General features: G+C 69.2%; 24 protein-coding genes and 2 tRNA genes. 15 read left to right on the plus strand and 11 right to left on the minus strand.

Annotation, left to right across the window (positions count from 1 at the left end; all coding sequences use genetic code 11):
* The first annotated feature begins 36 nt into the window (after window positions 1-36).
* Entirely contained in the window at window positions 37-1,044 is a 1,008-nt protein-coding gene (locus tag NRB56_RS26170) for a 3-isopropylmalate dehydrogenase (RefSeq protein ID WP_153346622.1), read from the plus strand.
* An 84-nt stretch (window positions 1,045-1,128) separates the two neighbouring features.
* Here the strand turns inward: NRB56_RS26170 and NRB56_RS26175 are convergent, their stop codons facing one another.
* Together NRB56_RS26175 and NRB56_RS26180 are read right to left on the minus strand one after the other, a co-directional pair.
* The gene (locus tag NRB56_RS26175; protein ID WP_153346624.1) at window positions 1,129-1,377 is read right to left on the minus strand and encodes a hypothetical protein; all 249 of its coding nucleotides are present in this window, start codon (window positions 1,375-1,377) and stop codon (window positions 1,129-1,131) included.
* A gap of 4 nt (window positions 1,378-1,381) precedes the next feature.
* Window positions 1,382-1,531 (minus strand): hypothetical protein, encoded by a 150-nt coding sequence (locus NRB56_RS26180; RefSeq protein ID WP_153346626.1) that lies wholly within the window; start codon window positions 1,529-1,531, stop codon window positions 1,382-1,384.
* Window positions 1,532-1,746: 215 nt separating this feature from the next.
* Between NRB56_RS26180 and NRB56_RS26185 the strand changes: the two genes are divergently transcribed.
* Window positions 1,747-2,349 carry a Uma2 family endonuclease gene (locus tag NRB56_RS26185; RefSeq protein ID WP_227838343.1) on the plus strand — a complete coding sequence of 201 codons (603 nt, stop codon included), beginning with the start codon at window positions 1,747-1,749 and terminating at the stop codon, window positions 2,347-2,349.
* Window positions 2,350-2,939: 590 nt separating this feature from the next.
* Here the strand turns inward: NRB56_RS26185 and NRB56_RS26190 are convergent.
* Window positions 2,940-4,169, minus strand: coding sequence for an MFS transporter (locus tag NRB56_RS26190; protein ID WP_153346628.1), 1,230 nt, complete (start codon window positions 4,167-4,169; stop codon window positions 2,940-2,942).
* Window positions 4,170-4,339: 170 nt separating this feature from the next.
* On the opposite strand from NRB56_RS26190, the gene NRB56_RS26195 reads away from it, so the two are divergent.
* The 4 genes from NRB56_RS26195 to NRB56_RS26210 all read left to right on the plus strand — a co-directional run bounded on the left by NRB56_RS26195 (window position 4,340) and on the right by NRB56_RS26210 (window position 6,987).
* Window positions 4,340-5,113: a fumarylacetoacetate hydrolase family protein gene (locus tag NRB56_RS26195; protein WP_153346630.1), complete on the plus strand. Its 774-nt coding sequence runs from the start codon at window positions 4,340-4,342 to the stop codon at window positions 5,111-5,113.
* Between the two features lie 15 nt (window positions 5,114-5,128).
* Window positions 5,129-6,601 (plus strand): glutamate--tRNA ligase, encoded by a 1,473-nt coding sequence (gene gltX / locus NRB56_RS26200; RefSeq protein WP_153346631.1) that lies wholly within the window; start codon window positions 5,129-5,131, stop codon window positions 6,599-6,601.
* A 217-nt stretch (window positions 6,602-6,818) separates the two neighbouring features.
* A tRNA-Gln gene (locus NRB56_RS26205) sits at window positions 6,819-6,890 on the plus strand.
* A gap of 24 nt (window positions 6,891-6,914) precedes the next feature.
* Window positions 6,915-6,987: transfer RNA gene (locus NRB56_RS26210), tRNA-Glu, on the plus strand.
* A 101-nt stretch (window positions 6,988-7,088) separates the two neighbouring features.
* Here the strand turns inward: NRB56_RS26210 and NRB56_RS26215 are convergent.
* Entirely contained in the window at window positions 7,089-7,589 is a 501-nt protein-coding gene (locus tag NRB56_RS26215; RefSeq protein WP_153346633.1) for a pyridoxamine 5'-phosphate oxidase family protein, read from the minus strand.
* Window positions 7,590-7,632: 43 nt separating this feature from the next.
* The gene (locus NRB56_RS26220) at window positions 7,633-8,334 is read right to left on the minus strand and encodes an IclR family transcriptional regulator (protein WP_153346635.1); all 702 of its coding nucleotides are present in this window, start codon (window positions 8,332-8,334) and stop codon (window positions 7,633-7,635) included.
* 146 nt (window positions 8,335-8,480) lie between these two features.
* Between NRB56_RS26220 and leuC the strand changes: the two genes are divergently transcribed.
* From leuC to NRB56_RS26235, 3 genes are all read left to right on the plus strand, one after another.
* Window positions 8,481-9,902: a 3-isopropylmalate dehydratase large subunit gene (gene leuC / locus NRB56_RS26225; protein WP_153346637.1), complete on the plus strand. Its 1,422-nt coding sequence runs from the start codon at window positions 8,481-8,483 to the stop codon at window positions 9,900-9,902.
* Window positions 9,903-9,936: 34 nt separating this feature from the next.
* A complete protein-coding gene (gene leuD, locus NRB56_RS26230; RefSeq protein WP_153346639.1) occupies window positions 9,937-10,545 on the plus strand; it encodes a 3-isopropylmalate dehydratase small subunit in 609 nt (202 codons plus the stop codon).
* Between the two features lie 156 nt (window positions 10,546-10,701).
* Complete coding sequence (locus NRB56_RS26235; protein ID WP_153346641.1) at window positions 10,702-11,307, plus strand: HU family DNA-binding protein; 606 nt, start codon at window positions 10,702-10,704, stop codon at window positions 11,305-11,307.
* 135 nt (window positions 11,308-11,442) lie between these two features.
* Here the strand turns inward: NRB56_RS26235 and NRB56_RS26240 are convergent, their stop codons facing one another.
* The 3 genes from NRB56_RS26240 to cofC all read right to left on the minus strand — a co-directional run bounded on the left by NRB56_RS26240 (window position 11,443) and on the right by cofC (window position 15,431).
* Window positions 11,443-12,399: an NUDIX hydrolase gene (locus NRB56_RS26240; RefSeq protein WP_406603532.1), complete on the minus strand. Its 957-nt coding sequence runs from the start codon at window positions 12,397-12,399 to the stop codon at window positions 11,443-11,445.
* On the minus strand, window positions 12,396-14,609 hold the full coding sequence (locus NRB56_RS26245; RefSeq protein ID WP_319943541.1) for an RNA degradosome polyphosphate kinase: 2,214 nt from the start codon (window positions 14,607-14,609) through the stop codon (window positions 12,396-12,398). The genes NRB56_RS26240 and NRB56_RS26245 overlap by 4 nt, the downstream gene beginning before the upstream one ends.
* Window positions 14,610-14,726: 117 nt before the next feature.
* Entirely contained in the window at window positions 14,727-15,431 is a 705-nt protein-coding gene (gene cofC, locus NRB56_RS26250; RefSeq protein ID WP_153346645.1) for a 2-phospho-L-lactate guanylyltransferase, read from the minus strand.
* 69 nt (window positions 15,432-15,500) lie between these two features.
* Here cofC and NRB56_RS26255 point away from each other — a divergent pair, with 69 nt between their 5' ends.
* The 3 genes from NRB56_RS26255 to NRB56_RS26265 all read left to right on the plus strand — a co-directional run bounded on the left by NRB56_RS26255 (window position 15,501) and on the right by NRB56_RS26265 (window position 18,032).
* Complete coding sequence (locus tag NRB56_RS26255; RefSeq protein ID WP_319943542.1) at window positions 15,501-16,496, plus strand: NAD(P)H-dependent glycerol-3-phosphate dehydrogenase; 996 nt, start codon at window positions 15,501-15,503, stop codon at window positions 16,494-16,496.
* 81 nt (window positions 16,497-16,577) lie between these two features.
* Window positions 16,578-17,696 (plus strand): D-alanine--D-alanine ligase family protein, encoded by a 1,119-nt coding sequence (locus tag NRB56_RS26260; RefSeq protein WP_153346647.1) that lies wholly within the window; start codon window positions 16,578-16,580, stop codon window positions 17,694-17,696.
* Between the two features lie 36 nt (window positions 17,697-17,732).
* Complete coding sequence (locus NRB56_RS26265; RefSeq protein WP_319943543.1) at window positions 17,733-18,032, plus strand: DUF6191 domain-containing protein; 300 nt, start codon at window positions 17,733-17,735, stop codon at window positions 18,030-18,032.
* A 293-nt stretch (window positions 18,033-18,325) separates the two neighbouring features.
* Here NRB56_RS26265 and NRB56_RS26270 read toward each other — a convergent pair whose 3' ends face one another.
* Complete coding sequence (locus tag NRB56_RS26270; protein WP_406603534.1) at window positions 18,326-18,967, minus strand: DUF3515 domain-containing protein; 642 nt, start codon at window positions 18,965-18,967, stop codon at window positions 18,326-18,328.
* Between the two features lie 338 nt (window positions 18,968-19,305).
* Between NRB56_RS26270 and NRB56_RS26275 the strand changes: the two genes are divergently transcribed.
* The 3 genes from NRB56_RS26275 to NRB56_RS26285 are packed head-to-tail and all read left to right on the plus strand — an operon-like array spanning window position 19,306 to window position 21,271.
* The gene (locus NRB56_RS26275) at window positions 19,306-20,250 is read left to right on the plus strand and encodes a thiamine-phosphate kinase (RefSeq protein ID WP_406603533.1); all 945 of its coding nucleotides are present in this window, start codon (window positions 19,306-19,308) and stop codon (window positions 20,248-20,250) included.
* 39 nt (window positions 20,251-20,289) lie between these two features.
* Complete coding sequence (locus tag NRB56_RS26280; RefSeq protein ID WP_153346651.1) at window positions 20,290-20,967, plus strand: uracil-DNA glycosylase; 678 nt, start codon at window positions 20,290-20,292, stop codon at window positions 20,965-20,967.
* 37 nt (window positions 20,968-21,004) lie between these two features.
* On the plus strand, window positions 21,005-21,271 hold the full coding sequence (locus tag NRB56_RS26285; protein ID WP_153346653.1) for a hypothetical protein: 267 nt from the start codon (window positions 21,005-21,007) through the stop codon (window positions 21,269-21,271).
* Here NRB56_RS26285 and NRB56_RS26290 read toward each other — a convergent pair.
* Both NRB56_RS26290 and rpmB read right to left on the minus strand, forming a co-directional pair.
* Window positions 21,255-21,773, minus strand: coding sequence for a GNAT family N-acetyltransferase (locus NRB56_RS26290; protein ID WP_153346655.1), 519 nt, complete (start codon window positions 21,771-21,773; stop codon window positions 21,255-21,257). The two genes, NRB56_RS26285 and NRB56_RS26290, sit on opposite strands and share 17 nt — an antisense overlap.
* Window positions 21,774-21,893: 120 nt before the next feature.
* Window positions 21,894-22,085, minus strand: a complete 192-nt coding sequence (rpmB, locus tag NRB56_RS26295; protein ID WP_026343524.1) for a 50S ribosomal protein L28 — start codon at window positions 22,083-22,085, stop codon at window positions 21,894-21,896.
* Window positions 22,086-22,408 lie beyond the last annotated feature (323 nt).

Consider the following 22,408-nt stretch of genomic DNA (forward strand, 5'->3'; position numbering starts at 1 on the left):
GGGTCCGAGCCGTACGAACGAATGGAGCAATGGTCTATGAAGCTGGCTGTCATCGCTGGTGACGGTATCGGTCCCGAGGTCATCGGCGAGGCCCTCAAGGTGCTCGACGTGGTCGTGCCCGGTGTGACGAAGACCGAGTACGACCTCGGCGCCAAGCGGTACCACGCGACCGGCGAGATCCTGCCCGATTCGGTGCTGCCGGAGCTGCGGCAGCACGACGCGATCCTGCTCGGCGCGATCGGCGATCCGTCGGTGCCCAGCGGCGTGCTGGAGCGCGGTCTGCTGCTGCGCACCCGGTTCGCGCTCGACCATCACGTGAACCTGCGGCCGTCGAAGCTGTACCCCGGCGTGACCAGCCCGCTGCGCGGCGACCCCGACATCGACTTCGTCGTCGTGCGTGAGGGCACCGAGGGCCCCTACACGGGCACCGGCGGCGCCATCCGCGTGGAGACCCCGCACGAGGTGGCCACCGAGGTCAGCACCAACACGCGCTTCGGTGTCGAGCGGGTCGTGCGGTACGCGTTCGACAAGGCGCAGGCGCGGCGGCGGCATCTGACCCTGGTGCACAAGACCAACGTGCTCACCTTCGCCGGCTCGCTGTGGCTGCGGACCGTCGAACAGGTCGGTACCGAATATCCGGATGTGCAGGTCGCGTATCAGCACATCGACGCCGCGACCATCCACATGGTGAACGATCCGGGCCGATTCGACGTGATCGTCACCGACAACCTGTTCGGCGACATCATCACCGACCTCGCCGCGGCCGTCTCCGGTGGGATCGGCCTGGCCGCCTCGGGCAACATCGACGCCTCGGGCGTCAACCCGAGCATGTTCGAACCGGTGCACGGCAGCGCGCCGGATATCGCGGGTCGGTCGAAGGCCGACCCGACCGCGGCGATCCTGTCGGTCTCGCTGCTGCTGAACCATCTCGGCGCGACCGAGGCGGCCGCCCGCATCGAATCCGCGGTCGCGAAGGATCTGGCCACGCGCTCCGGCGCCGCCTCCACGGTGGCGATCGGCGATCGGATCGCCGCCGCCGTCTGATCGGCGCTCCGGGCCCTGCACTCGACAATCGTTCGGGTGCAGGGCCTTTCGCTCATGCGCGGGTGACGCCGGGACTCCGGCCGCTCATTCCGCGACGATGGTGACCTGCCACGGCACCGGATCCGGGCAGTCCGTCCCCGGATCCGGGGCACAGGTGCGGGCACTGACCAGCGTGCCGCGCCCCGGCCCGACCACGGTGAAGATCGACTCCGCCGCGCCCGCCCGCGGCCCTCGCCCGCCGCTGTGCCGCAACACCGCCGGATCCGCCGAAACCGGTGTGTCCCATACCCAGGACCCCTGCGCGTCGTGCCCGCCGACGAGCAGCACCCGCACGAGATCACCCGGCCCGGCGGTGATCGTGCGGGTGCTGCTCGTCGCGGTTGCCGAGCATGATCAACGTCGGCTCGTCGGCATGCGCCGGGGCCGGACCGAACAAGGGAATCGCGACCGCCAGGGCCGCGAGGACCGAACGCGTGAACTTCGACATCGCCCTCCTACTCGGGTGTACCGATCGACGGCAGAGCAAGAACCACGAAACGCGCAGGAACCGTACCGTGCGGCGTTCACGGTCCGTCCACAGGCCTGGCGGCGCGCGCGGTGACGGGCCGCTGACCTGCTCGGATAGCATCGGTGGATACACGTCGGGCCGTGTACCGTTCGCGACGTGTGACGGGTGATCGACAGCACGACATCGGAGGCGCTATGACGGCGGAGCAGGCAACCTCCACCGCAGGATTCGGCCCCTACACTGTGCTGGATCTGCACGAGATGCCGGAGGACGGCAAGGGGTTCGAGCTCGAGGACGGGTGGTTGATCGAGGTGGCGGCGGGGGCTCGACACCATTGGATCGGGCGGAGGCTGGCCCGGATCATCGAGGCGGCAGCGGCGGGTCGCCCGATGGTCGTGCTGGATGGCGGGGAGTGGGAAGTGAGCACGCCGGCCGGGGTGCGCAAGCCGGATGTGTTCGTAGTGCCCAGCGAGGTGGCACGGGCGTCGATCGTGGACGCATCGCCGGGGCTCATCCCCGGCACCGAGATCCTGCTCGTCGTCGAGGTGATCTCGCCCGGCAGCGGTAGTGAGCGTACGGACCGGGTGCGCAAGGTCCGTGAATATGCAGCACTCGGTATCCCGCAGTACTGGATGGTCGAGCCGCATCCCGCGGTCCGGGTCCATCGGGCCGTCCTGGACGGTCCGACCTACCATTGGCTGCCGGTCGTGTCCGAGGGTAACGAGTTCATCGCAGATATCGAGGCGGACAAGACCTTTCGGGTGAACTTCGATCCCGCAGTACTCGCCGAGTTCTGATCCGCCCGCCGCCCCGGCATCTGCCGGGCGTAGAAATCCTTATCTCCGAGTAGGTTTCGTACTCCGTGTATGCCGCTTTGTCATGCTCGCGAGGTATCACCGGTTCGGTTGACGATCGAAGCCCGGGTGCGGGATGAGCAAGGGGGGCAATGCATCCGAGGGCATCCGGTATGCGAGAATATGTTTGTAGCTCCAACCGTTTGGGTACCGAAACTTCCCCGGGTGCCGGGCGGCCGGGGAGCTCGTGCCCCGGGTGCCGGATGTGGTCGATACCAACATGGTTCGGACGCCACCGTCGATCCGGGTGATCGATCGGCCGGCTGCCGCGCACCGAGTTCTCCTCTACTCGTGGGCATCTGAATCGATCGGATCTCGGATTTGTTGCGCCGGGGTGACGTTCTCGTCCGGGCGCACCCGGTTCCGGGGCTGCGATCCGGGTGTCCCGGAAAGAGATTTTCGGGGCCCAGCGAACTCGTGGCATCCGCCGGGGGCGCTCGCTCGGCGTTAGCCGGTGCCTCGCGGCGGGCGCGGAGCCGGCCACACCCCCGCTCGAATACGGCTGCGCGAGCGGGCGTGTGACGGTCGGCGGGTCAGGCCGCCGCGGGGACGCGGGAGCGGTCCCGCGGCACCAGCGGGACGGCGGCGGCCGCCAGGAGGGCGGCGGCCAGGTAGGCCGACGGGAAGCCCGCCGCGGTGATCAGGGCGCCGAACACCGGGGCGATGGCCGCGGCGGCCAGGTTCTGGCCGGTGTTCTGGATGCCCAGACCGCGTCCGCTCCAATAGGGTCCGGCGATCTCGGCGACGGCGGTGAAGGCCAAACCGTTGTCCGCCACCGTGATCACCGATGCCACCGCCAGGATGGGCAGCGCGAGCCACCACCAGTGCAGCCAGGCGGTCAGGGCCAGGCCCGCCATCGAGAACACCGCCGCGACGGCCACCGTGCGCAACGGCCGCAGCCGGCTGCCCACCCGGTCCGACCAGGCGCCCGCGCCGATGCGGCCCGCGGCGCCCAGCAGCTGGGTGCCGGTGACCACGGCGCCCGCCGCGGTCAGGGACAGGTGCGCGTCGCGGTGCAGCCACAGCAGCGCGAAGGTCCACACCGTGGACTGCGGGATCACCAGCAGCACCGACACCAGGTGGATGCGCCACAACGTGCCGTCGCCGCGATAGGGATTGGCGGGGCGGGCGTCGTCGGCGGGCGCGGGCCGCGGCGGGTCGGCGATGCCGAGCAGGCAGCCGATCGCCGCCACCCCGGCCATCGTCGCGGGGATCAGGATCGCGGCGGAAAACCCGTGTGCCGCAGCGACGGCCGGGATCGTCAGAGCGCCGACGGCCACCCCCAGCGGCTGCGCGGTCTGCCGGATCCCCATCGCCAGGCCACGCTGATCGGCGGGGAACCAGCCCACGATCACCCGGCCGCTGGCCCCGTTGGTGCTGCCCGCGCCCAGTCCGGCCAGGAACAGCAGCGCGCCCAGCAGGACATAGCCCGACCCCGGGACGGTGTGCCCGGCCGGGTACGCCGCCATGGACGCCGCCGCTCCGGCGCCGGCGGCGCAGGTCAGCGCGGGCCCGGCCACCAGCGCGGCGCGTTCGCCGAACCGGTCCACCACGTAGCCCCAGGCGATCAGGGTGCACACCAGGCCCACGGTCGGCATGGAGACCAGCAGACCCGCTGTGGCCAAAGGCATTCCGCGATCGGTCAAGGCGGGCAACAGGAACGGGGTGCCGTTGACGATCACGGCGCTGGAACCCTGTGCGAACACGCCGAGGCCGAGCATGCTCCACCGGCGGGTCACGCTGATCGTGGTCACGGCGGTCATCTGCTCACCTCTGCATCTCATATATTGGGATTCAAGTCTTACTCCTTGAACACGAGGCCAACCGTACACCCCCGGCGCAACCGATATCCCCTCGCCCGATCCGGCGACGCGCGGTACCGCCGCAGACCGGGTGGTCCGGCGTATCAGGGCAGGTGGATAGACTGCGAGCCATGCGTCTAGGTCGTGTAGCCAGCCCGGATGGGCTCGCGTTCGTCAGCATCGAGGGATCCGATGCCCAGACGATCGCCCGTGAAATCGCCGATCACCCGTTCGGCACACCCACGTTCACCGGTCGCAGCTGGCCGCTGGCGGACGTCCGGTTGCTCGCGCCGATCCTGGCCAGCAAGGTGGTCTGCATCGGCAAGAACTACGCCGCGCACGCCCGCGAGATGGGTGGGGAGGCGCCGGCGGATCCGGTGATCTTCATCAAGCCGAGTACTTCGATCAACAACCCGAACTCGCCGATCCTGTTGCCGCCCAGTTCGTCTCAGGTGGACTACGAAGGCGAGCTGGCCGTGGTGATCGGCCGCCCGTGCCGGGACGTGCCGGCGCAGCGCGCCCAGGACGTGATCCTCGGGTACACCGTCGCCAACGACGTCACCGCCCGTGACCAGCAGCGGCACGACGGGCAGTGGACCCGTGGCAAGGGCCACGACACCTTCTGCCCGCTCGGCCCGTGGATCGAAACCGACCTGGATCCCTCGGATCTCGAACTCGTCACCGAACTCGACGGCGAGGTCCGCCAGCGCAGCCGGACGTCCCTTCTGCTGCACGACATTCCGAAGCAGATCGAATGGATATCCGCGGTCATGACGTTGCTTCCCGGTGACGTGATCCTCACCGGCACCCCGGAAGGTGTAGGACCGATGAAAGATGGGCAAACCGTTTCCGTGACGGTCGAGGGTATCGGTACCCTGACCAATCCCGTTGCCGCCAAACGCTGATCGAGGAGGGCAGACATGACCGACGTCAGAGTTCGCTTCTGTCCGTCACCGACCGGCACCCCGCATGTCGGTCTGATCCGGACGGCGCTGTTCAACTGGGCGTTCGCCCGCCACTTCGGCGGCGCGTTCGTCTTCCGCATCGAAGACACCGATGCCGCACGGGATTCGGAGGAGTCGTACCGCGCCCTGCTGGACGCGCTGCGCTGGCTCGGCCTCACCTGGGACGAGGGGCCGGAGATCGGCGGCTCGTTCGGCCCGTACCGGCAGTCGCTGCGCCGTGACATCCACCGGGATGTGGTGCGGCGCTTGCTCGAGGCGGGGGAGGCCTACGAATCCTTCTCCACACCAGAGGAAGTCGAGGCCCGGCATCGGGCCGCCGGTCGCGACCCGAAACTCGGCTACGACAACTTCGATCGCGAGTTGTCCGCGGAGCGGGTGGCCGCGTACAAGGCCGAGGGGCGGCCGGTGGTGATCCGGTTGCGGATGCCCGATCGCGACATCACCTGGCGCGATCTGGTGCGCGGCGAGACCACCTTCAAGGCCGGGGTGGTGCCCGACTACGCGCTCACCCGCGGCACCGGTGATCCGCTGTACACGCTGGTCAATCCGGTCGACGACGCGATGATGCGGATCACCCACGTGTTGCGTGGCGAGGATCTGTTGTCGTCCACGCCGCGGCAGATCGCGTTGCACGAGGCGTTGCAGCGGATCGGCGTTTCCGAGTTCACCCCGCAGTTCGGTCACCTGCCGTTCGTGATGGGGCAGGGCAACAAGAAGTTGTCCAAGCGCGATCCCGAGTCGAATCTGTTCCTGCATCGCGACCGGGGATTCATCCCTGAGGGTTTGCTGAATTACCTGGCTTTGCTCGGCTGGAGCCTCGCCGACGACCACGACGTCTTCTCGATGGCCGAGATGGTCGAGGCCTTCGACATATCGAAAGTGAATTCGAATCCCGCCCGCTTCGACCAGAAGAAGGCGGACGCTCTCAACGCCGAGCACATTCGTTTGCTGGATCCGGGTGATTTCACCCGGCGGCTGCGCGAGTACCTCACCGAGCACGGGCACATCGGCGCGGAGGTGGACGAGAAGGTTTTCGCCGCCGCGGCGGAGTTGGTGCAGACCCGTATCGTGGTGCTGGCCGATGCCTGGGACCTGCTGAAGTTCCTGTTCCGCCCGGAAACCGAGTTCACGGTGGATCCGGCGGCGGCGGAAAAGAATCTCGGACCGGATGCGGCGCCGGTGTTGCAGGCCGCCATCGCGGCGCTGGAGGGCCTTTCCGAGTGGACCGCGCCCCGGCTCGAGGATGTGCTGAAAACGGCACTGGTGGACGATCTGGGGCTCAAACCGCGCAAAGCCTTCGCGCCGGTGCGGGTCGCGGTGACCGGATCGCACATCAGCCCGCCGCTGTACGAGTCGCTGGAACTGCTGGGCCGGGAGATCACCATGGACCGCCTGCGGGCCGCCTCGGTCCTCACCGCCGCGCTCTAGGCGCGGGTGTCGTCCGGGCGGGCCCACCGCCGCGTTCGCGGCCCGGCCCGGTCCTGGACCGACGGAGGCGGGGGAGCGAAGCGGAGGCCGAAGACCCAGCAAAACAACCCCTCTGACCACACGATTTGTATAACACCCGGATCTCTTTGGTAGTCTTCTCCTCGGCCGGAAACGAGGTCGGAAGCCCCCACGAGGGAGCGGCCGAGGGTCCGGTTATTGGGGTATGGTGTAATTGGCAACACAGCTGATTCTGGTTCAGCCGTTCTAGGTTCGAGTCCTGGTACCCCAGCTTTGGAGTTATCTCCAAAATCCTGGTCCCGTCGTCTAGCGGCCTAGGACGCCGCCCTCTCAAGGCGGTAGCGCGGGTTCAAATCCCGTCGGGACTACTCGAAAGAGGCCCTCCGGCAATTGCCGGAGGGCCTTTCTCGTATCGAAGCAGTGGCGCCGTGGCGATTCCGGTGCCGCGGCTACCGGATGCCGCGGCCGCTCAGTCCTGTCGCGGCCAGGTGCTGCCGCCCGGCGGCATCGCGGGCATACCGAGCTTGCGGTGGTCCCAGCTGCGCGTCCGCTCGGCCACCAGCCGGACCGCGACCCGCTTGTTCAGCATGGCCTCGACCAGCGGCCGGGACTCTTCGGTGTACGGCGCGGTGTAGCGCTCCCAGACGCTGACCCCCACCCGGAACAGGGCCTCCGGATCGTCGACGATCTCCGCGCGGCCCTCGATCGAGACCCCGCGCAGCTGGTCGTAGCTGTCGCCGGCCTCGACCAGCACCGTCACCCGGGGATCGCGGCGCAGGTTGACCGCCTTCTGCGACTTCGCCTTCGTCTCCAGCCAGATCTCGCCGTCCACCAGGCCGTACCACATCGCGGTCAGGTGCGGCAGGCCCGATTTGCCCACGGTGGCCAGCGTGAGAATGCGGGAAGAGCCGAGGAAATCCCCGATCTCGGACTCGTCCATGACGATCTGTGCGCGTTGATTCGCTCCCATGCGCCGACTGTACTTTACGGCGTACGCGAGAACGTGAAACCGGTTACAGCCGCTTGTGCAGCGCGTCCGCCGCCGCCACCAGATCCGCCGCCCAGCGCGCGCCGGGCCGCCGGCCCATCCGATCGATCGGCCCGGAGACCGAGACCGCGGCAACCACGGCCCCCGCCGAGTCCCGGACCGGTGCGGAGACGCTCGCCACGCCCGCCGCGCGCTCCGCGGCGCTCTGCGCCCAGCCGCGCCGCCGCACCTCGGCCAGGGCGCGTTCGCCGAACACCGCGTCGGCCAGCACCGCCTGCTGCAGGTCGGGATCGGCCCAGGCCAGCAGCACCTTGGCGGCCGAGCCCGCGGTCAGCGGCAGGCGCGCGCCGACCGGGACGGTGTCGCGCAGGCCCGAGGCGGGTTCCACCGCGGCCAGGCACACCCGCGAGTGGCCGTCGCGGCGGTAGATCTGCACACTCTCCCCGGTGATCTCGCGCAGCCGGGGCAGCACGGCGGCGGCCGCGTCCAGCAGGGGATCCCCGGCGGTGCTGGCCAGTTCCGACAGCGCGGGCCCCGGGCGCCACTGGCCGGCGGCGTCGCGGGCGAGCATCCGGTGCACCTCCAGGCCCACGGCCAGGCGATGTGCGGTGGCGCGAGGCAGTCCGGTGCGGGTGCACAGCTCGTTGAGTCCGCAGGGCTGCTCGGCCACCGCCCGGAGTACGGCCATGGCTTTGTCGAGTACCCCGATGCCGCTATGCTGTCTCATAGAACGATATTAAGATCTCATACTCTGAGATTACAAGCGGCGAATCGCAGGTCCGGCCTCCCCGGTCGGCGAGGAGCTCGAAAACAGGAAGTGTCGTCGCGCCGCCAGCCCCGGCGCGGCGGCTGTCTACCGGAAGGTGAGCGGACATGGCGGAGACGGCCGATCGGCCACGTACCTTGGCGGAGAAGGTCTGGGACCAGCACGTCGTGGTGCGCGGCGAGGGTGACGACCCCGATCTGATCTACATCGACCTGCATCTGGTGCACGAGGTGACCAGCCCGCAGGCGTTCGACGGCCTGCGCGCGGCGGGTCGTCCGGTGCGCCGGACGGACCTCACCATCGCGACCGAGGACCACAACGTCCCGACCGTCGACATCGACCAGCCGATCGCCGATCCGATCTCCCGCCTGCAGGTGGAGACGTTGCGGCGCAATTGCGCCGAATTCGGCGTGCGGCTGTACCCGATGGGCGATATCGAGCAGGGCATCGTGCACGTGGTCGGCCCGCAGCTGGGCCTGACCCAGCCGGGAACCACGGTGGTCTGCGGTGATTCGCACACCTCGACCCACGGCGCGTTCGGCGCGCTGGCGATGGGTATCGGCACGAGCGAGGTCGAGCACGTGCTCGCCACCCAGACGCTGTCGCTGCGGCCGTTCAAGACCATGGCCATCACCATCGACGGCGCGCTGCCGGACGGTGTGACCAGCAAGGACGTCATTCTCGCGGTGATCGCGAAGATCGGCACCGGCGGCGGTCAGGGTTACGTGCTCGAATATCGCGGCGAGGCCGTGCGCGCCATGTCGATGGAGGCGCGGATGACCATGTGCAATATGTCGATCGAGGCCGGCGCGCGGGCCGGGATGATCGCCCCCGACGAGACCACCTACGAATTCCTGAAGGGCCGCCCGCACGCCCCGCAGGGCGCCGACTGGGACGCCGCCGTGGCGGCGTGGGACGCGCTGAAGACCGACGAGGGCGCGACATTCGACGCCGAGGTGCACATCGATGCGACCGCGCTGAGCCCCTTCGTCACCTGGGGCACCAATCCGGGCCAGGGCGCGCCGCTGGGCGCCGCGGTGCCCGATCCGGCGGAGATCGCCGACGAGAACACGCGCGACTCCGCGGAGAAGGCGCTGCGCTACATGGACTTGACGCCCGGTACGCCACTGCGCGACGTGCGGGTCGACGCGGTGTTCGTGGGGTCGTGCACCAACGGCCGCATCGAGGATCTGCGGGCCGTGGCCGACGTGCTGCGGGACCGCAAGGTGGCCGACGGGGTCCGGATGCTGATCGTGCCGGGCTCCATGCGGGTTCGCGCACAGGCGGAATCCGAGGGGCTGGGCGAGATCTTCACCGCCGCCGGGGCGCAGTGGCGGCAGGCCGGCTGCTCGATGTGCCTGGGAATGAACCCGGATCAGCTCGAACCCGGTGAACGCTGCGCCTCGACATCGAACCGCAACTTCGAGGGCCGGCAGGGCAAAGGTGGCCGTACACATCTGGTTTCGCCGTTGGTCGCGGCGGCCACGGCGATCCGCGGAACCCTGTCCTCACCTGCGGATCTGAACTGATCCGCCCACCCACCACGAGACTTCGGGAGTACTCATGGAAGCGTTCAAGGTACACAAGGGGATCGGCGTTCCGTTGCGCCGATCCAACGTCGACACCGATCAGATCATCCCCGCGGTGTATCTCAAGCGTGTCACGCGAACAGGATTCGAGGACGGGCTGTTCGCGGCCTGGCGGTCGGATCCGCACTTCATTCTGAACGTGGAGCCCTACAACCGCGGCTCGGTCCTGGTGGCGGGTCCGGATTTCGGTACGGGCTCCTCACGCGAGCACGCCGTATGGGCCCTGATGGACTACGGTTTCCGGGTTGTGATCTCGTCCCGCTTCGCGGACATCTTCCGGGGCAACGCGGGGAAGGGCGGGCTGGTGGCCGCCCAGATGTCACAACATGATGTCGAAATGCTCTGGAAGTTGCTCGAGGAACAGCCCGGTCTCGAATTGATCGTGGACCTGCAGCAGCGCTCCGTGACGGCCGGAACCACCGTGTTGCCGTTCGATATTGACGACTACACGCGGTGGCGGCTGCTGGAGGGGCTGGACGACATCGGGCTGACCCTCCGCCGGGAAGAGGCCATCGACCGGTTCGAAAAGGCAAGGCCGGGTTGGAAACCGATCACCATTCCGGCGGCTAATTCGCCCGCGTAATGGGTCCCGGTCGTTAGCTGAGAGCTACCAAACCGGGTTGCTGGACGTGTGCCACGCCACATGAAATTTGGCGTGGCACATAGACTCTTGCCCATTGAGGGTTTACCGTGGTACCTAGTCGGTCCGACGACGGGCCATTAGTCTGCGGAGGATTCAATGAACAAGGCGGAACTGATCGACGTTCTGACCGAAAAGTTGGGTACTGACAGGCGCACGGCCACTGCGGCAGTCGAGCAGATTGTCGACACGATCGTGCGCGCGGTGAACAAGGGACAGAGCGTGACCATCACCGGTTTCGGTGTGTTCGAGCAGCGCAAGCGCGCCGCCCGGGTCGCTCGCAACCCCCGCACCGGCGAAACTGTCAAGGTGAAGCCGACTTCGGTGCCCGCTTTCCGTCCGGGCGCGCAGTTCAAGGCGATCATCGCCGGCAAGCAGAAGATCGCGGCGGTGGGTCCCGCCGTCAAACGCGGTGTTGCCGCGCCGGTGTCGGGCGCCGCCAAGAAGACGACGGCTCGCAAGACCGCCGCCAAGAAGACGGTCGCCAAGAAGACCGTGGCCGCCAAGAAGGCCGCCACCAAGGCGCCGGCCAAGAAGGCTCCCGCCAAGAAGGCTCCGGCCGCCAAGAAGACCGTCGCCGTCAAGAAGGCGGTCGTGAAGAAGGCGGCTCCGGCCAAGGCCGTGGCCAAGAAGACCGTCACCGCCAAGAAGACCGCGGCCAAGAAGGCTCCCGCGAAGAAGGCCGCCGCCAAGCGGACTCGCTAGGTCTCGAACACGAAACGGCTCCTCGGGCACCGCGTGCCGGGGAGCCTTTTTCGTGTCCCGAGTGTCGGTGTGCGACTTGGGTTGTCGGCACAAGCTCGTGACCGAACCGCGACAACCGCTGCGGGCGGGCGTGATTCAGTCGTTATCCACGTGCAGTGCGCGGTCCACGTGGTCGGCCGCCATCAGTCGCCCGTTCGTTATCGACAGCACCCACAGGCTGCCCTTGTGGTTACGCGCCGGTGGCAATGTGAGACCGTCGTTTTCGGCCCAGCGGTGTAACAGGTCGGGAATCACCTTGCCCTGACTGCAGATCACCCGGACCCGATCCGGCGACGCCAGATAACGGGCCCGCGCCAGCGCCGCCTGCGGCGCCTCCGCGTAACCCGTCTCGGACAGTTGCGGTTCCAGCACGATGCCGATGCCCAGTTCGCGCGCCAGCGGCGCGACCGTCTGCCGGCAGCGCAACGGCGGCGCCGAATGTACCTCGGCCGCCCCGAAGGCCCGCAGGCTCGCGGTCAGCACCTCGGCGCGGGCGCGGCCCGCCTTGTCCAGCGGCCGCTGCCAGTCCGGACCCGCGAAGTGGTTGCGGCGACCGGCCTTCGCGTGCCGGACCACCAGCAGGGTGGCCGTCTCCGGGGGCAGCCGCAGGAAGTTGCGCAGGATGTGGCGATCCATCGGATAGGACAGCTGGTCCATCACCTGATCGACCGGGTACCAGCGCAGTTCGTCGACCTCCGGATTGGCGGCGAACTGGCCGCCGGTGGGCTGGGCCGACCAGTAGTCGACCCGCTTCAACTTGCGGTGTCCCGTCACGGGATACGTGACATGCCCGAGATATCGGCCCAGCCGGCACGACAGCCCAGTCTCCTCGCGGACCTCCCGGACCGCGGCCACCATCGGCGTCTCGCCCGCGACGAGCTTGCCCTTCGGCAGCGACCAGTCGTCGTACTTCGGCCGGTGCACCACCGCCACCTCGACGGTGCGGTCCGGTCGCTGCCGCCACACGACCCCGCCCGCGGCGAGCACGTTCGGGGTCACGCGGCGGTCGGAGAACCAGATGTGTTCGGAAGCCTGTGCGCCCGAACGACTCACGGTTGGTCCGGTCGCCGCAGCCGCATCAGGAACTCCTGGTGGTCACGGACCTGGTCGATGCCGTCCTCCGGCAGCGGGCTGGCCTGCCAGCTGCCGTCGGCCTGCAGCACCCAGCAGCGGGTGGAGGGGTACAGCGCCGAATCGAACATCTCCGTCAGCCGGTCGCGCAGCTTCGGATCCTTCACCTGGGCCATGACCTCGACCCGGCGATCCAGGTTGCGGTGCATCATATCCGCGCTGCCGATCCAGAACTCGTCCTGGGCCTGGAAGTGCAGCACCCGCGAATGTTCCAGGTAGCGGCCGAGAATCGAACGCACCTCGATGTTCTCGCTCATCCCGGGGACGCCGGGCCGCAGTCCGCAGATGCCGCGCACCACGATCTGCACCGGGACCCCGGCCTGGGAGGCGCGGTACAGCGAGTCGATGATCTGCTCGTCGACGATCGAGTTGCACTTCAACCGAATTCGGGCCGGCAGGCCCTGCGCCGCCAGTTCCGTCTCACGCCGGACGCGTTCGATGATGCCGGTCCGCACACTCGACGGCGCCACCAACAGGTTGCGGTAGTTGGCCTTTCGCGAATATCCGGTCAGAGAGTTGAACAGGTCGGTGAGGTCCGCGCCGATCTCCGGTGCGGCGGTGAGCAATCCGATGTCCTCGTACAGCCGGGCCGTCTTCGGGTTGTAGTTGCCGGTGCCGATGTGGCAGTACCGGCGGATGGTGGCGCCCTCGCGGCGCACCACCAGGCAGGTCTTGCAGTGCGTCTTCAGGCCGATGAGACCGTAGACCACGTGGACGCCGGCCTGTTCCAGCTGTCGGGCCCACTTGATGTTGGCCTGCTCGTCGAAGCGGGCCTTGATCTCGACCAGCGCGACGACCTGCTTGCCCGCCTCGGCCGCGTCGATGAGCGCGTTGACGATGGGGGAGTCGCCGGAGGTGCGGTACAGGGTCTGCTTGATCGCCAGCACCTGCGGGTCGGCCGCGGCCTGCTCGATGAAACGCTGCACGCTGGTGGAGAACGAATCGTACGGATGATGTACCAGCACATCACCTTCGCGCAGGGCGGCGAACACGTTGCGCGGGGTCTCGCGCTCCCCGAACGCCGCCGGGGTGGCCGGGACGTAGGGCGCGTCCTTGAGCAGCGGGCGGTCCACGCCGTACACCTGCCACAGGCAGGACAGGTCCAGCAGGCCGGGCACCTGGATCACGTCGGCCGGGTCGACGTCGAGTTCGCGCAACAGCAGATCGAGCATGTGCTCGGTCATGTCGTCCGAGACCTCCAGGCGCACCGGCGATCCGAAGCGCCGGCGGGCCAGTTCACGTTCGAGGGCCTGTAGCAGATCCTCGTCGCGGTCCTCGTCCACCTCGAAGTCGGCGTTGCGGGTGATGCGGAACGAATGATGTTCCACCACATCCATTCCCGGGAACAGCTGATCGAGGTGAGCGGCGATCAGGTCCTCCATCGGCAGGAAGGCCCGCGTGGTGCCGAGCGCGCCCTCGCTGTCGGTGCGCGCGGCCTCGTAGCCGGGACGCGATCCGGGCTCGGTGCCGGGACGGCGCACCCGGACGAACCGGTCCACGTTGTCGGGCACCTTCACCCGCGCGAAATGCTCACCGCCGGTATCGGAGTCGCGCACGGTCACGGCCAGGTTCAGGCTCAGGCCGCTGATGTAGGGGAACGGGTGCGCCGGGTCGACTGCCAGCGGGGTCAGCACCGGGAACACCTGGTCCTGGAAATATCCGGACATCCGGAGGCGCTCGTCGGGATCCAGATCGTGCCAGCCGATGATCTCGATTCCCTCGGCGGACATCGCGGGCCGCACCTGATCGAGGAAGACGCGGGCGTGCTGCACCGCCAGATCCTGCGCGCGGGCCGCGATCAGGCCCAGTTGCTCGGTGGGGGACAGGCCGTCCGCCGAGCGCACCGACAGCCCGGCCTCGGCGCGGCGCTTGAGCCCGGCGACCCGGACCATGTAGAACTCGTCCAGGTTGGACGCGAAGATCGCGAGGAACTTCGCGCGCTCGAGCAGCGGCTCCGATTCGGCCTCCGCCAGGGCCAGCACGCGCGCGTTGAAATCGAGCCAGCTCAGTTCGCGATTGACATAGCGATCCGGCGGCAATTGCGCCAGCTCGGTGGCGGAGGCTGCGGGCGTGGCGGCCGGTGGCGCAACTGGTAGTCGGGGCCGCTGCGGGACGGTTTCCGTATCGCTCACGCTCAATCCTTACGACTCACTCCGGTGGTGGCCAGGTCGGCACCCGAGTAGACAGCGTACGTCGTCAATCGGGCAATTCGCCCCGCGCTGGGCAATTCTTGCCCGCCTGGCAATCATCTAGCAGACACGTGTCCGCACCGGATACTTCCGGATGACATCTTCATCGACAATCGGTGACCATCCGATTTCGCGCAGGACCGCGGTGGTGGCCGGTCCCACCCCGAGCGCCGCGGCCGCGGCCAGATCGGCCGCGGTGTCGACGTCCAATCGCAGGCCCGGCCAGTCCCCGGCCAGATCCTTTGCGCCCGAGGCGATGTGACGTTGTGCCGAGCGGGCGCCGAAAAGCGGTGCCAGCGGGGCGGTTCCGTCCCGGACGAGCAGGGCGGTGGTGCCCTCGCCCGCGTGGTCGACCACGACCGCGCGGCCCTGCGCGGGCGCCGTGACCAGCATGTCGATCAGCTCCTCCGGGTGCAGGGCCGGCAGGTCCGCTTGCAGGGCAAGCAGATTCACCGGGCCGTGCTGGTCGCGCACGGCCGCGGCCACCGCCGCCAGGGCGGTGTTGAGACCGTCCGGATCACCCGGGACCGCAGGATCCGGATGAGTGTCCGCGCCGAGCGGACGCACCGCCGCGGCGACCGCCGGATCGGGGGTGACCACGGTGACCGAGGCCAGACCCGCGGCGACTGCGGCGGTGACCGTGTCCGACAGCATCGCCAGCACCAGACGGGACCGGTCACCCGGCGGCAACCGGTCGGCGAGACGGCTCTTCGCGTGATCGAGATATTTCACCGCGATCACGGCGTGGACGGCTTCCGGACACATGTGACCCATAGTCCCACCGGTACGCGACTCCGGCCTCGAGACCCCCGTGCCGGGTGGCATAGTGGCCTGGTGACAAGGGCGGCAGTGATGGGCGCGGGGTCGTGGGGCACGGCATTCGCGAAGGTGTTGTACGACGCGGGCACCGAGGTGACCATGTGGGCGCGGCGACCGGAGGTGGCGAAGGCCCTGGCGACCGAGCATCGCAATCCCGGCTATCTGCCCGAGGTCGATCTCACCGGGATCGCCGCCACCGACGACCATCGGGCCGCCCTCGACGGCGCGGACATCGTGGTGCTGGCGGTGCCGTCGCAGACACTGCGGGAGAATCTCGGCGCCTGGCGGGCCGACATCGGCCCCGACGCGACGCTGCTCAGCCTCGCCAAGGGCATCGAGACCGGCACCCTGCTGCGGATGAGTCAGGTGATCGCCGAGGTCACCGGCGCCCACGTCGGGCGGGTCGCGGTGCTGTCCGGCCCGAACCTGGCCCGGGAGATCGCCGCCCGGCAACCCGCCGCGTCGGTGGTCGCCTGCGCCGACGCCGCGCGGGCCGAGGCCGTCCAGCACGCCTGCGCCGGCAACTACTTCCGGCCCTACACCAACACCGACGTGATCGGCTGCGAGATCGGCGGGGCCTGCAAGAACGTGATCGCGCTGGCCTGCGGGATCGCCGCCGGAATGGGCCTCGGCGACAACTCGATCGCCAGCATCATCACCCGCGGGCTGGCCGAGATCATGCGGCTGGGCTCGGCGCTGGGGGCCAACCCCGTCACGCTGGCCGGGCTCGCCGGGGTGGGCGACCTGGTCGCCACCTGTACCTCGCCGCTGTCGCGGAACCGGTCGTTCGGGCAGGTGCTCGGAGCGGGCGGGGGCATGGAGGCCGCGCAGCAGGCCACCCACGGGCAGGTCGCGGAGGGCGTCAAATCCTGCACCTCGATCCGCACGCTCGCCGAACGGCACGGCGTCGAGATGCCGCTGACCACCGCCGTCCACCAGGTCTGCCACGAGGGCGCCTCGGTTTCGGACATGGTCGGATGGTTGCTGGGCCGCCGGATCAAGCCCGAATAGCGCATACCGGATCGGGCGCGAATGGGACGTTCGGCGCGCCACGGCTGATTCGGTGACCTGAACGCCGGGTACGGTTTGGGCATGAGTGAGCGGATCCGGGTGGCCGTGGTTTTCGGCGGTCGTAGCAGCGAGCACACGGTGTCGTGCGTGTCGGCGGGCAACGTGCTGCGCAGCCTCGACCCGGAGCGCTTCGACGTGGTGCAGATCGGCATCACGCGTGAGGGCGTCTGGGTGCTCAGCGGTTCCGATCCCCGTGAGCTGGTCATCGCCGAGCGCAGCCTGCCGTCGGTCGACCACACCGGCACCGTGCTGGCGCTGACCGCCGATCCGGGCAGTTCCGGCGCCGCGCTGGTACCGATCGGACTCGACGCGATCGAGACCGCCGGGTTCGGCGCGGTCGACGTCGTGTTCCCGGTCCTGCACGGCCCCTACGGGGAGGACGGCACCCTGCAGGGTCTGCTGGAACTCGCGGGCGTCCCCTATGTCGGTCCCGGCGTGCTGGCCAGCGCCGCCGGGATGGACAAGGAGTTCATGAAGAAACTGATGGCCTGCGAGGGGCTGCCGATCGGCGACTACGTGGTGCTGCGACCCGGCGTCGACACGCTCGCCGAGCCGGACCGGCGGCGGCTCGGGCTGCCGGTGTTCGTCAAACCGGCCCGGGGCGGCTCCTCGATCGGGATCACCAAGGTCGACGACTGGGCGGCCTTCGACGCCGCGCTCGCCGAGGCGCGCCGGCACGATCCGAAGGTGATCGTGGAGGCGGCGATCGTCGGCCGCGAGGTGGAATGCGGGGTGCTGGAATTCCCGGACGGCCGGGTCGAGGCCAGCATGATCTCCGAGATCCGGATGCCCGACGCCGATACCGACCCCGGGGCCGCGCCCGCGTTCTACGACTTCGAGACCAAATACCTGGACGACGTCTGCGAGTTCGACATTCCGGCCAAACTCGACGACGACCTCACCGAGCAGATCCGGGAACTGGCCGTGCAGGCGTTCACCGCGCTGGACTGCCAGGGCTTGGCCCGGGTCGACTTCTTCGTCACCGAATCCGGTCCGGTGCTGAACGAGATCAACACCATGCCGGGGTTCACCTCTATCTCGCAGTATCCGCGGATGTGGGAGGCCACCGGGATCGACAACCGCACCCTGGTCACGACGCTGATCGAGACCGCGCTGGCCCGCGGCACCGGTCTGCGTTAGCTTCGCCCGATCCGGCCCGCGGGTACGCTCGGCGGGGTGTTGGTGGCGATGACGATTCCCGGTCTGGCGCTGCTGATCATCGCGGTGTCGTGTGCGGATATCGCCTACCGCAAGGTGACCGGCCGTACCGCCTTGCCGTGGATGCGGGAGCAGGACGGGCGGGCCGCCTCGGCGATCGGATTCGAGCAGTTCGACGTGATGTTCAACTCCGGCAAGCGGTACGAGTTCGAGCAGCGACAGGCGGTGCTCATGCATCGGGAGAATCCGGGCGACGGGACGCCCGGGGGTCCGGAGATCGATCTGCGGGCCGGCCGGGCGCGGTTGCGGCCGCTGTGAGCGGGCAGTCGGCGGGGAGCAGCGGGTGGTTCGGGCACGCCATGGTGACCGGGGCCGGTGGGGGTGCCGGTTGCCGGTGCGGCAGCGCCAGGCAGCTGTGACCGCGCCGGTGTGAGCCCCTGGGCAGGTGTGGCCGAGGCGCTCGAGCGCCGGGCAGCGGTGAGCCGCAGGCCGATTCGACAGCCCGAATTGCGTGCCGTCGTGAACCGGTGGGTGGTGGTCGGCGCGGGCAGACAGGCAGCTGTGGCCGCCGGGCGGTGAACCGGTGGTGGGTTGCCGACAGCTCCGAGTGGTCAGTTGGGTAGTGGGCCCGGGTCGATCGGGCGGGCCGGCAACACCTTGGCGATCGTGTCCGAAATCTCTTGCAGCGGTGTCGGTCCGGCGTGATCCGGCAGCGTCAGGGCGATGTAGGTGCCGCGGTCGACGGCGAAGTAGGTGCCCGAGGACGTGTTCGCGGCCGGGTCCCGCAGCGCGAACCAGGTGACATTGTCGACCACCTGCAGGGCGGCGGCCTTGTCGAATTCCTGCGGGCGGTCCAGGCCGCAGCGCAACACGATCGGGTCGCCGTCGGCGGACTGCCAGGCCACGGTGGCGGGCGGTGCGGGTTCGGCGAGGTCGGCGTGGTGGTAGTCGCCGAGCGTGGCGGGCAGGGCGGGCAGCAGGGTGGTGCAGGCCGGTCCGGTCGCCGCCGGTGCGGGCACCGAACCCAGCGCGAGCGGCCCGTGCGCCGGATTCTGGCGCGCGAGCACCGCCAGCACCAGGACCGCTGCCACCAGGGCGACCGGCAGGGCGATCGCGGTGGCGATCAGGGCGGGGGAGGAGCGGTGCGGCGGCTCGGTACGGGGTGCCGGCGAGTCGGTGTCCGTGGTGGCGGCCGCGTCGGGTTCCGCGCCCGGGGACGGCGCGGGGGAGGTTGCCGATTGTGCGGTCGGCACGGCGTCGTGGGCGGGTGGAGGCGTGGTGGCGGAGCTGTCGGTGCCCGTGGGGTGGGTGGAATCACCGGCGGGGGCCGGGGTGCGCCGGGGCTCGGGGGTCGGCTGCTCCGTCTCGCTGCTCATCCGGTGGTTCGTCTCCGCTCGCGCCGGGCCGGGCCGGCGGGGTCCGGCGCGGATCTGGTGGATTTCCGGGTCCGAGGGTAGCGAACGGGTCCGTCACGGTGGCGCGCGTGGCTGTGTGGTGAGGTTCGCGCGGTAGCGTCGTGCCGTCGACTCGGCCCCGGGAGGGGACCGGGGCAGGAGAGGAGCTCGTCATCACGGACAGCAGCCCGCGCACGGTGCGCGAGCTAGGGGAGTTCGCGCTCATCGCGCGGATGAACGCCGGTCGTACGCAGGCGCCGGGGGTGTTGCTCGGGCCCGGGGACGACGCCGCGATCCTGGCGGCGCCCGCCGGGCGTTACGTCGTCACCACCGACATGCTGGTGCAGGACCGGCATTTCCGGCTGGACTGGTCGGCCCCCGCCGATATCGGCGCCAAGGCGATCGCGCAGAACGCCGCCGACGTGGTCGCGATGGGCGCCCGGCCGAGCGCGTTCGTCGTCGCACTGGGTTGTCCGGCGGACACCCCGGTGGAGCTGGTGGACGGGCTGGTCGACGGGATGTGGGCCGAGGCGGCGCGGGCGGGCGGGTCGATCGCGGGCGGCGATGTGGTGCGCAGTCCGTTGCTGGTCGTTTCGATCACCGCGTTCGGTGATCCGCTGTCGCGGGCGCCGGTGCTGCGGTCCGGGGCACGGGTGGGTGATGTCGTCGCGGTGGCGGGGCGGCTGGGATGGTCGGCGGCCGGGCTGGCGGTGCTGGCCGGCGGCGCGGATCGGGAGCTGTTCGCGGAAGTGGTTGCCGCGCATCGGGTTCCACGGCCACCGTACCAGGCGGTGCTCGGCCTGCCCGCGGTCGCGGAGATCTCCGCGCTCACCGACGTCTCCGACGGTCTGCTCGCGGATCTCGGGCATATCGCCGAATCCTCCGGTGTCGCCGTCGATCTCGACTCCCGCATGCTGGTGGACCCGGCGCTGGAGCCGGTCGCGCGGGCGCTGGGCGCCGATCCGCTGGACTGGGCGCTCACCGGCGGTGAGGATCACGGCTTCGCGGCCACATTCCGTGCGGGACTTGATCTTCCGCCGGGATGGGTCGCGGTCGGGCAGGTCGGCGAGGGTGCCGGGATCACCGTCGACGGGGTCCGCCGGACCGGTTCGGCCGGCTGGGAGTCGTTCACGTCGGGGTGATCCCGCACGCGATCCCGGGCCACGATATGTTGTGCGCTCATGGGCGTAAAACCACTGCCGGAAATCATCGATACGGGCTGGGCCGAGGCGTTGGCGCCGGTGGCCGACCGCGTTGCCGCGATGGGCGAGTTCTTACGCGCCGAGAACGCTGCCGGGCGCGGCTATTTCCCCAACGGGGACAACGTACTGCGGGCTTTCCAGCGGCCGTTCGACAAGGTGCGCGTGCTGATCGTCGGCCAGGATCCGTACCCCACGCCGGGGCACGCGATGGGTCTGAGTTTCTCGGTCGCGCCCGATGTTTCGCCGGTGCCACGGAGTCTTGCCAACATATTCTCGGAATATTCCAAGGATCTCGGATTTCCGACCCCTACCTGCGGTGATCTGTCGCCGTGGTCGGATCAGGGTGTGCTGCTGCTGAATCGGGTGCTGACGGTGCAGCCGGGCCAGCCCGCGTCGCATCGCGGCAAGGGCTGGGAGGCGGTGACGGAACAGGCGATTCGCGCGCTGGTGGCCCGTGACCAGCCGATGGTCGCAATTCTGTGGGGCCGTGACGCTTCGACTTTGAAGCCGATGCTGGGTTCCGTTCCCTACCTCGAATCGGCCCATCCCTCACCGTTGTCCGCGTCTCGCGGGTTTTTCGGATCGAGGCCGTTCTCCCGGACCAACGAGTTGCTCGGTACATTGGGTGCCGCCCCGGTCGATTGGCGTTTGCCGTGACGGGGTGAAGAGGTTCGAGCGAGTCAGGAGTAGATGCATGCAGATCAAGTCCGTGCGGACAGCCGTGCTCAGCGTCGCTGCCGGAGCGGCCATCCTCGGCACCCCGGCGGTGGCAGGAGCTTCGCCGGTGCCGTTGACACCGGCCACCCAGGACACCGAGGAGTCCGCGGCGCCGGTGGTGGCGCTGTACGACCCGCAGACGGGATCGTCCTCGATCTCGTCCGGCGTCACGTCCCGGTTCGTGTGCCTGTTCCAGAGTGTCAGTGCCGCGGGCGGTCTGGACTGCATCAACGGCTCGAACTGAGCCGCACCATGCGGATCTGCGAGGCGAGGGTGAAGTCCTCGACCTTGCGGGTTCCGTCCGGTTCGAATTCGTATTTGCGATAGAAGGTCCGCGCGCGCGGATTCTCCTCGAACACCCACAGCGACATATCGGTGTGGGTGTCGAGGACCGCGCGGATCAGATCGTGGGCCACACCGGCGCCGTGGAACGCGGCGCGCACGTACATCGCACTCAGTTCCACCGGCGCGGTGGGCGGGTCGTCGCGCGCGGGGCCGCGCTCGGCGAATCCGATGACGGTGGCCGCGCCGGCGACCGCGACGACGGTCGATCCGGGGCCGTGCAGGCGGCGTTCCCATTGGTCGGCCCGCCGATCGACGTCGAAGGCGGCCAGGACGTGCGCCGGGACCAGATCCCGGTAGGACTCGCGCCAGCAGGCGATGTGACATTCGGCCAGGCTGTGCACCAGATCCGGAGTCGCCGTGGCGGGTGTCAGCGGGACGAGGCGCCAGGCCGGAGCGGTCATGAATCCCTCGTCACTGTGACGACGAAGCCCCGGCGCACCTCAGGTGCGCCGGGGCTTCGTGAAAATATTCTGTTCGGCCGGATCGGTGCGTCACCGCGACCGGTCGGCCGGTGCGGGCACTCAGCCCCGAACGACCTTGCCGGCCTTCAGGCAGGAGGTGCAGACGTTGGTGCGGCGGGTGTTGCCCGGCGCGACCTGTGCACGAACGGTCTGGATGTTCGGGTTCCAGCGACGGTTGGTGCGCCGGTGCGAGTGCGAAACCGACTTACCGAAGCCGGGGCCCTTGCCGCATACGTCGCAGACGGCAGCCATAGTCGCGAGCTCCTTCATGTCATGGGGGACCGCTGTCGTACCGACAGCCTGTCCGGAAACCTTATCGTCAATGCCCGCCGACGTGACCACCGGCACCCGCGACCGCTCTCCGCCAGGAAAGAACAAGGTCGCGTCAGGCAACCCTGCAAGGTTAGCGGTCGGCTGTCTCCGCTGTCCAATCGCCCTCCGACCTGGGTATTCGCTCCGTGCCGGAGGTGTATACCCGCTCCGCCGGACCGGTGTGTCCCGGCGGTGTCGGTGCGGGCGACTACGCTGGCGGGGAAATATGGCTCGGTGCGCGTGCAGGAGCGGAACCTGCCCAG

Origin of the sequence: Nocardia aurantia, from assembly GCF_009604425.1 — a bacterium.
Lineage (GTDB): Bacteria > Actinomycetota > Actinomycetes > Mycobacteriales > Mycobacteriaceae > Nocardia > Nocardia aurantia.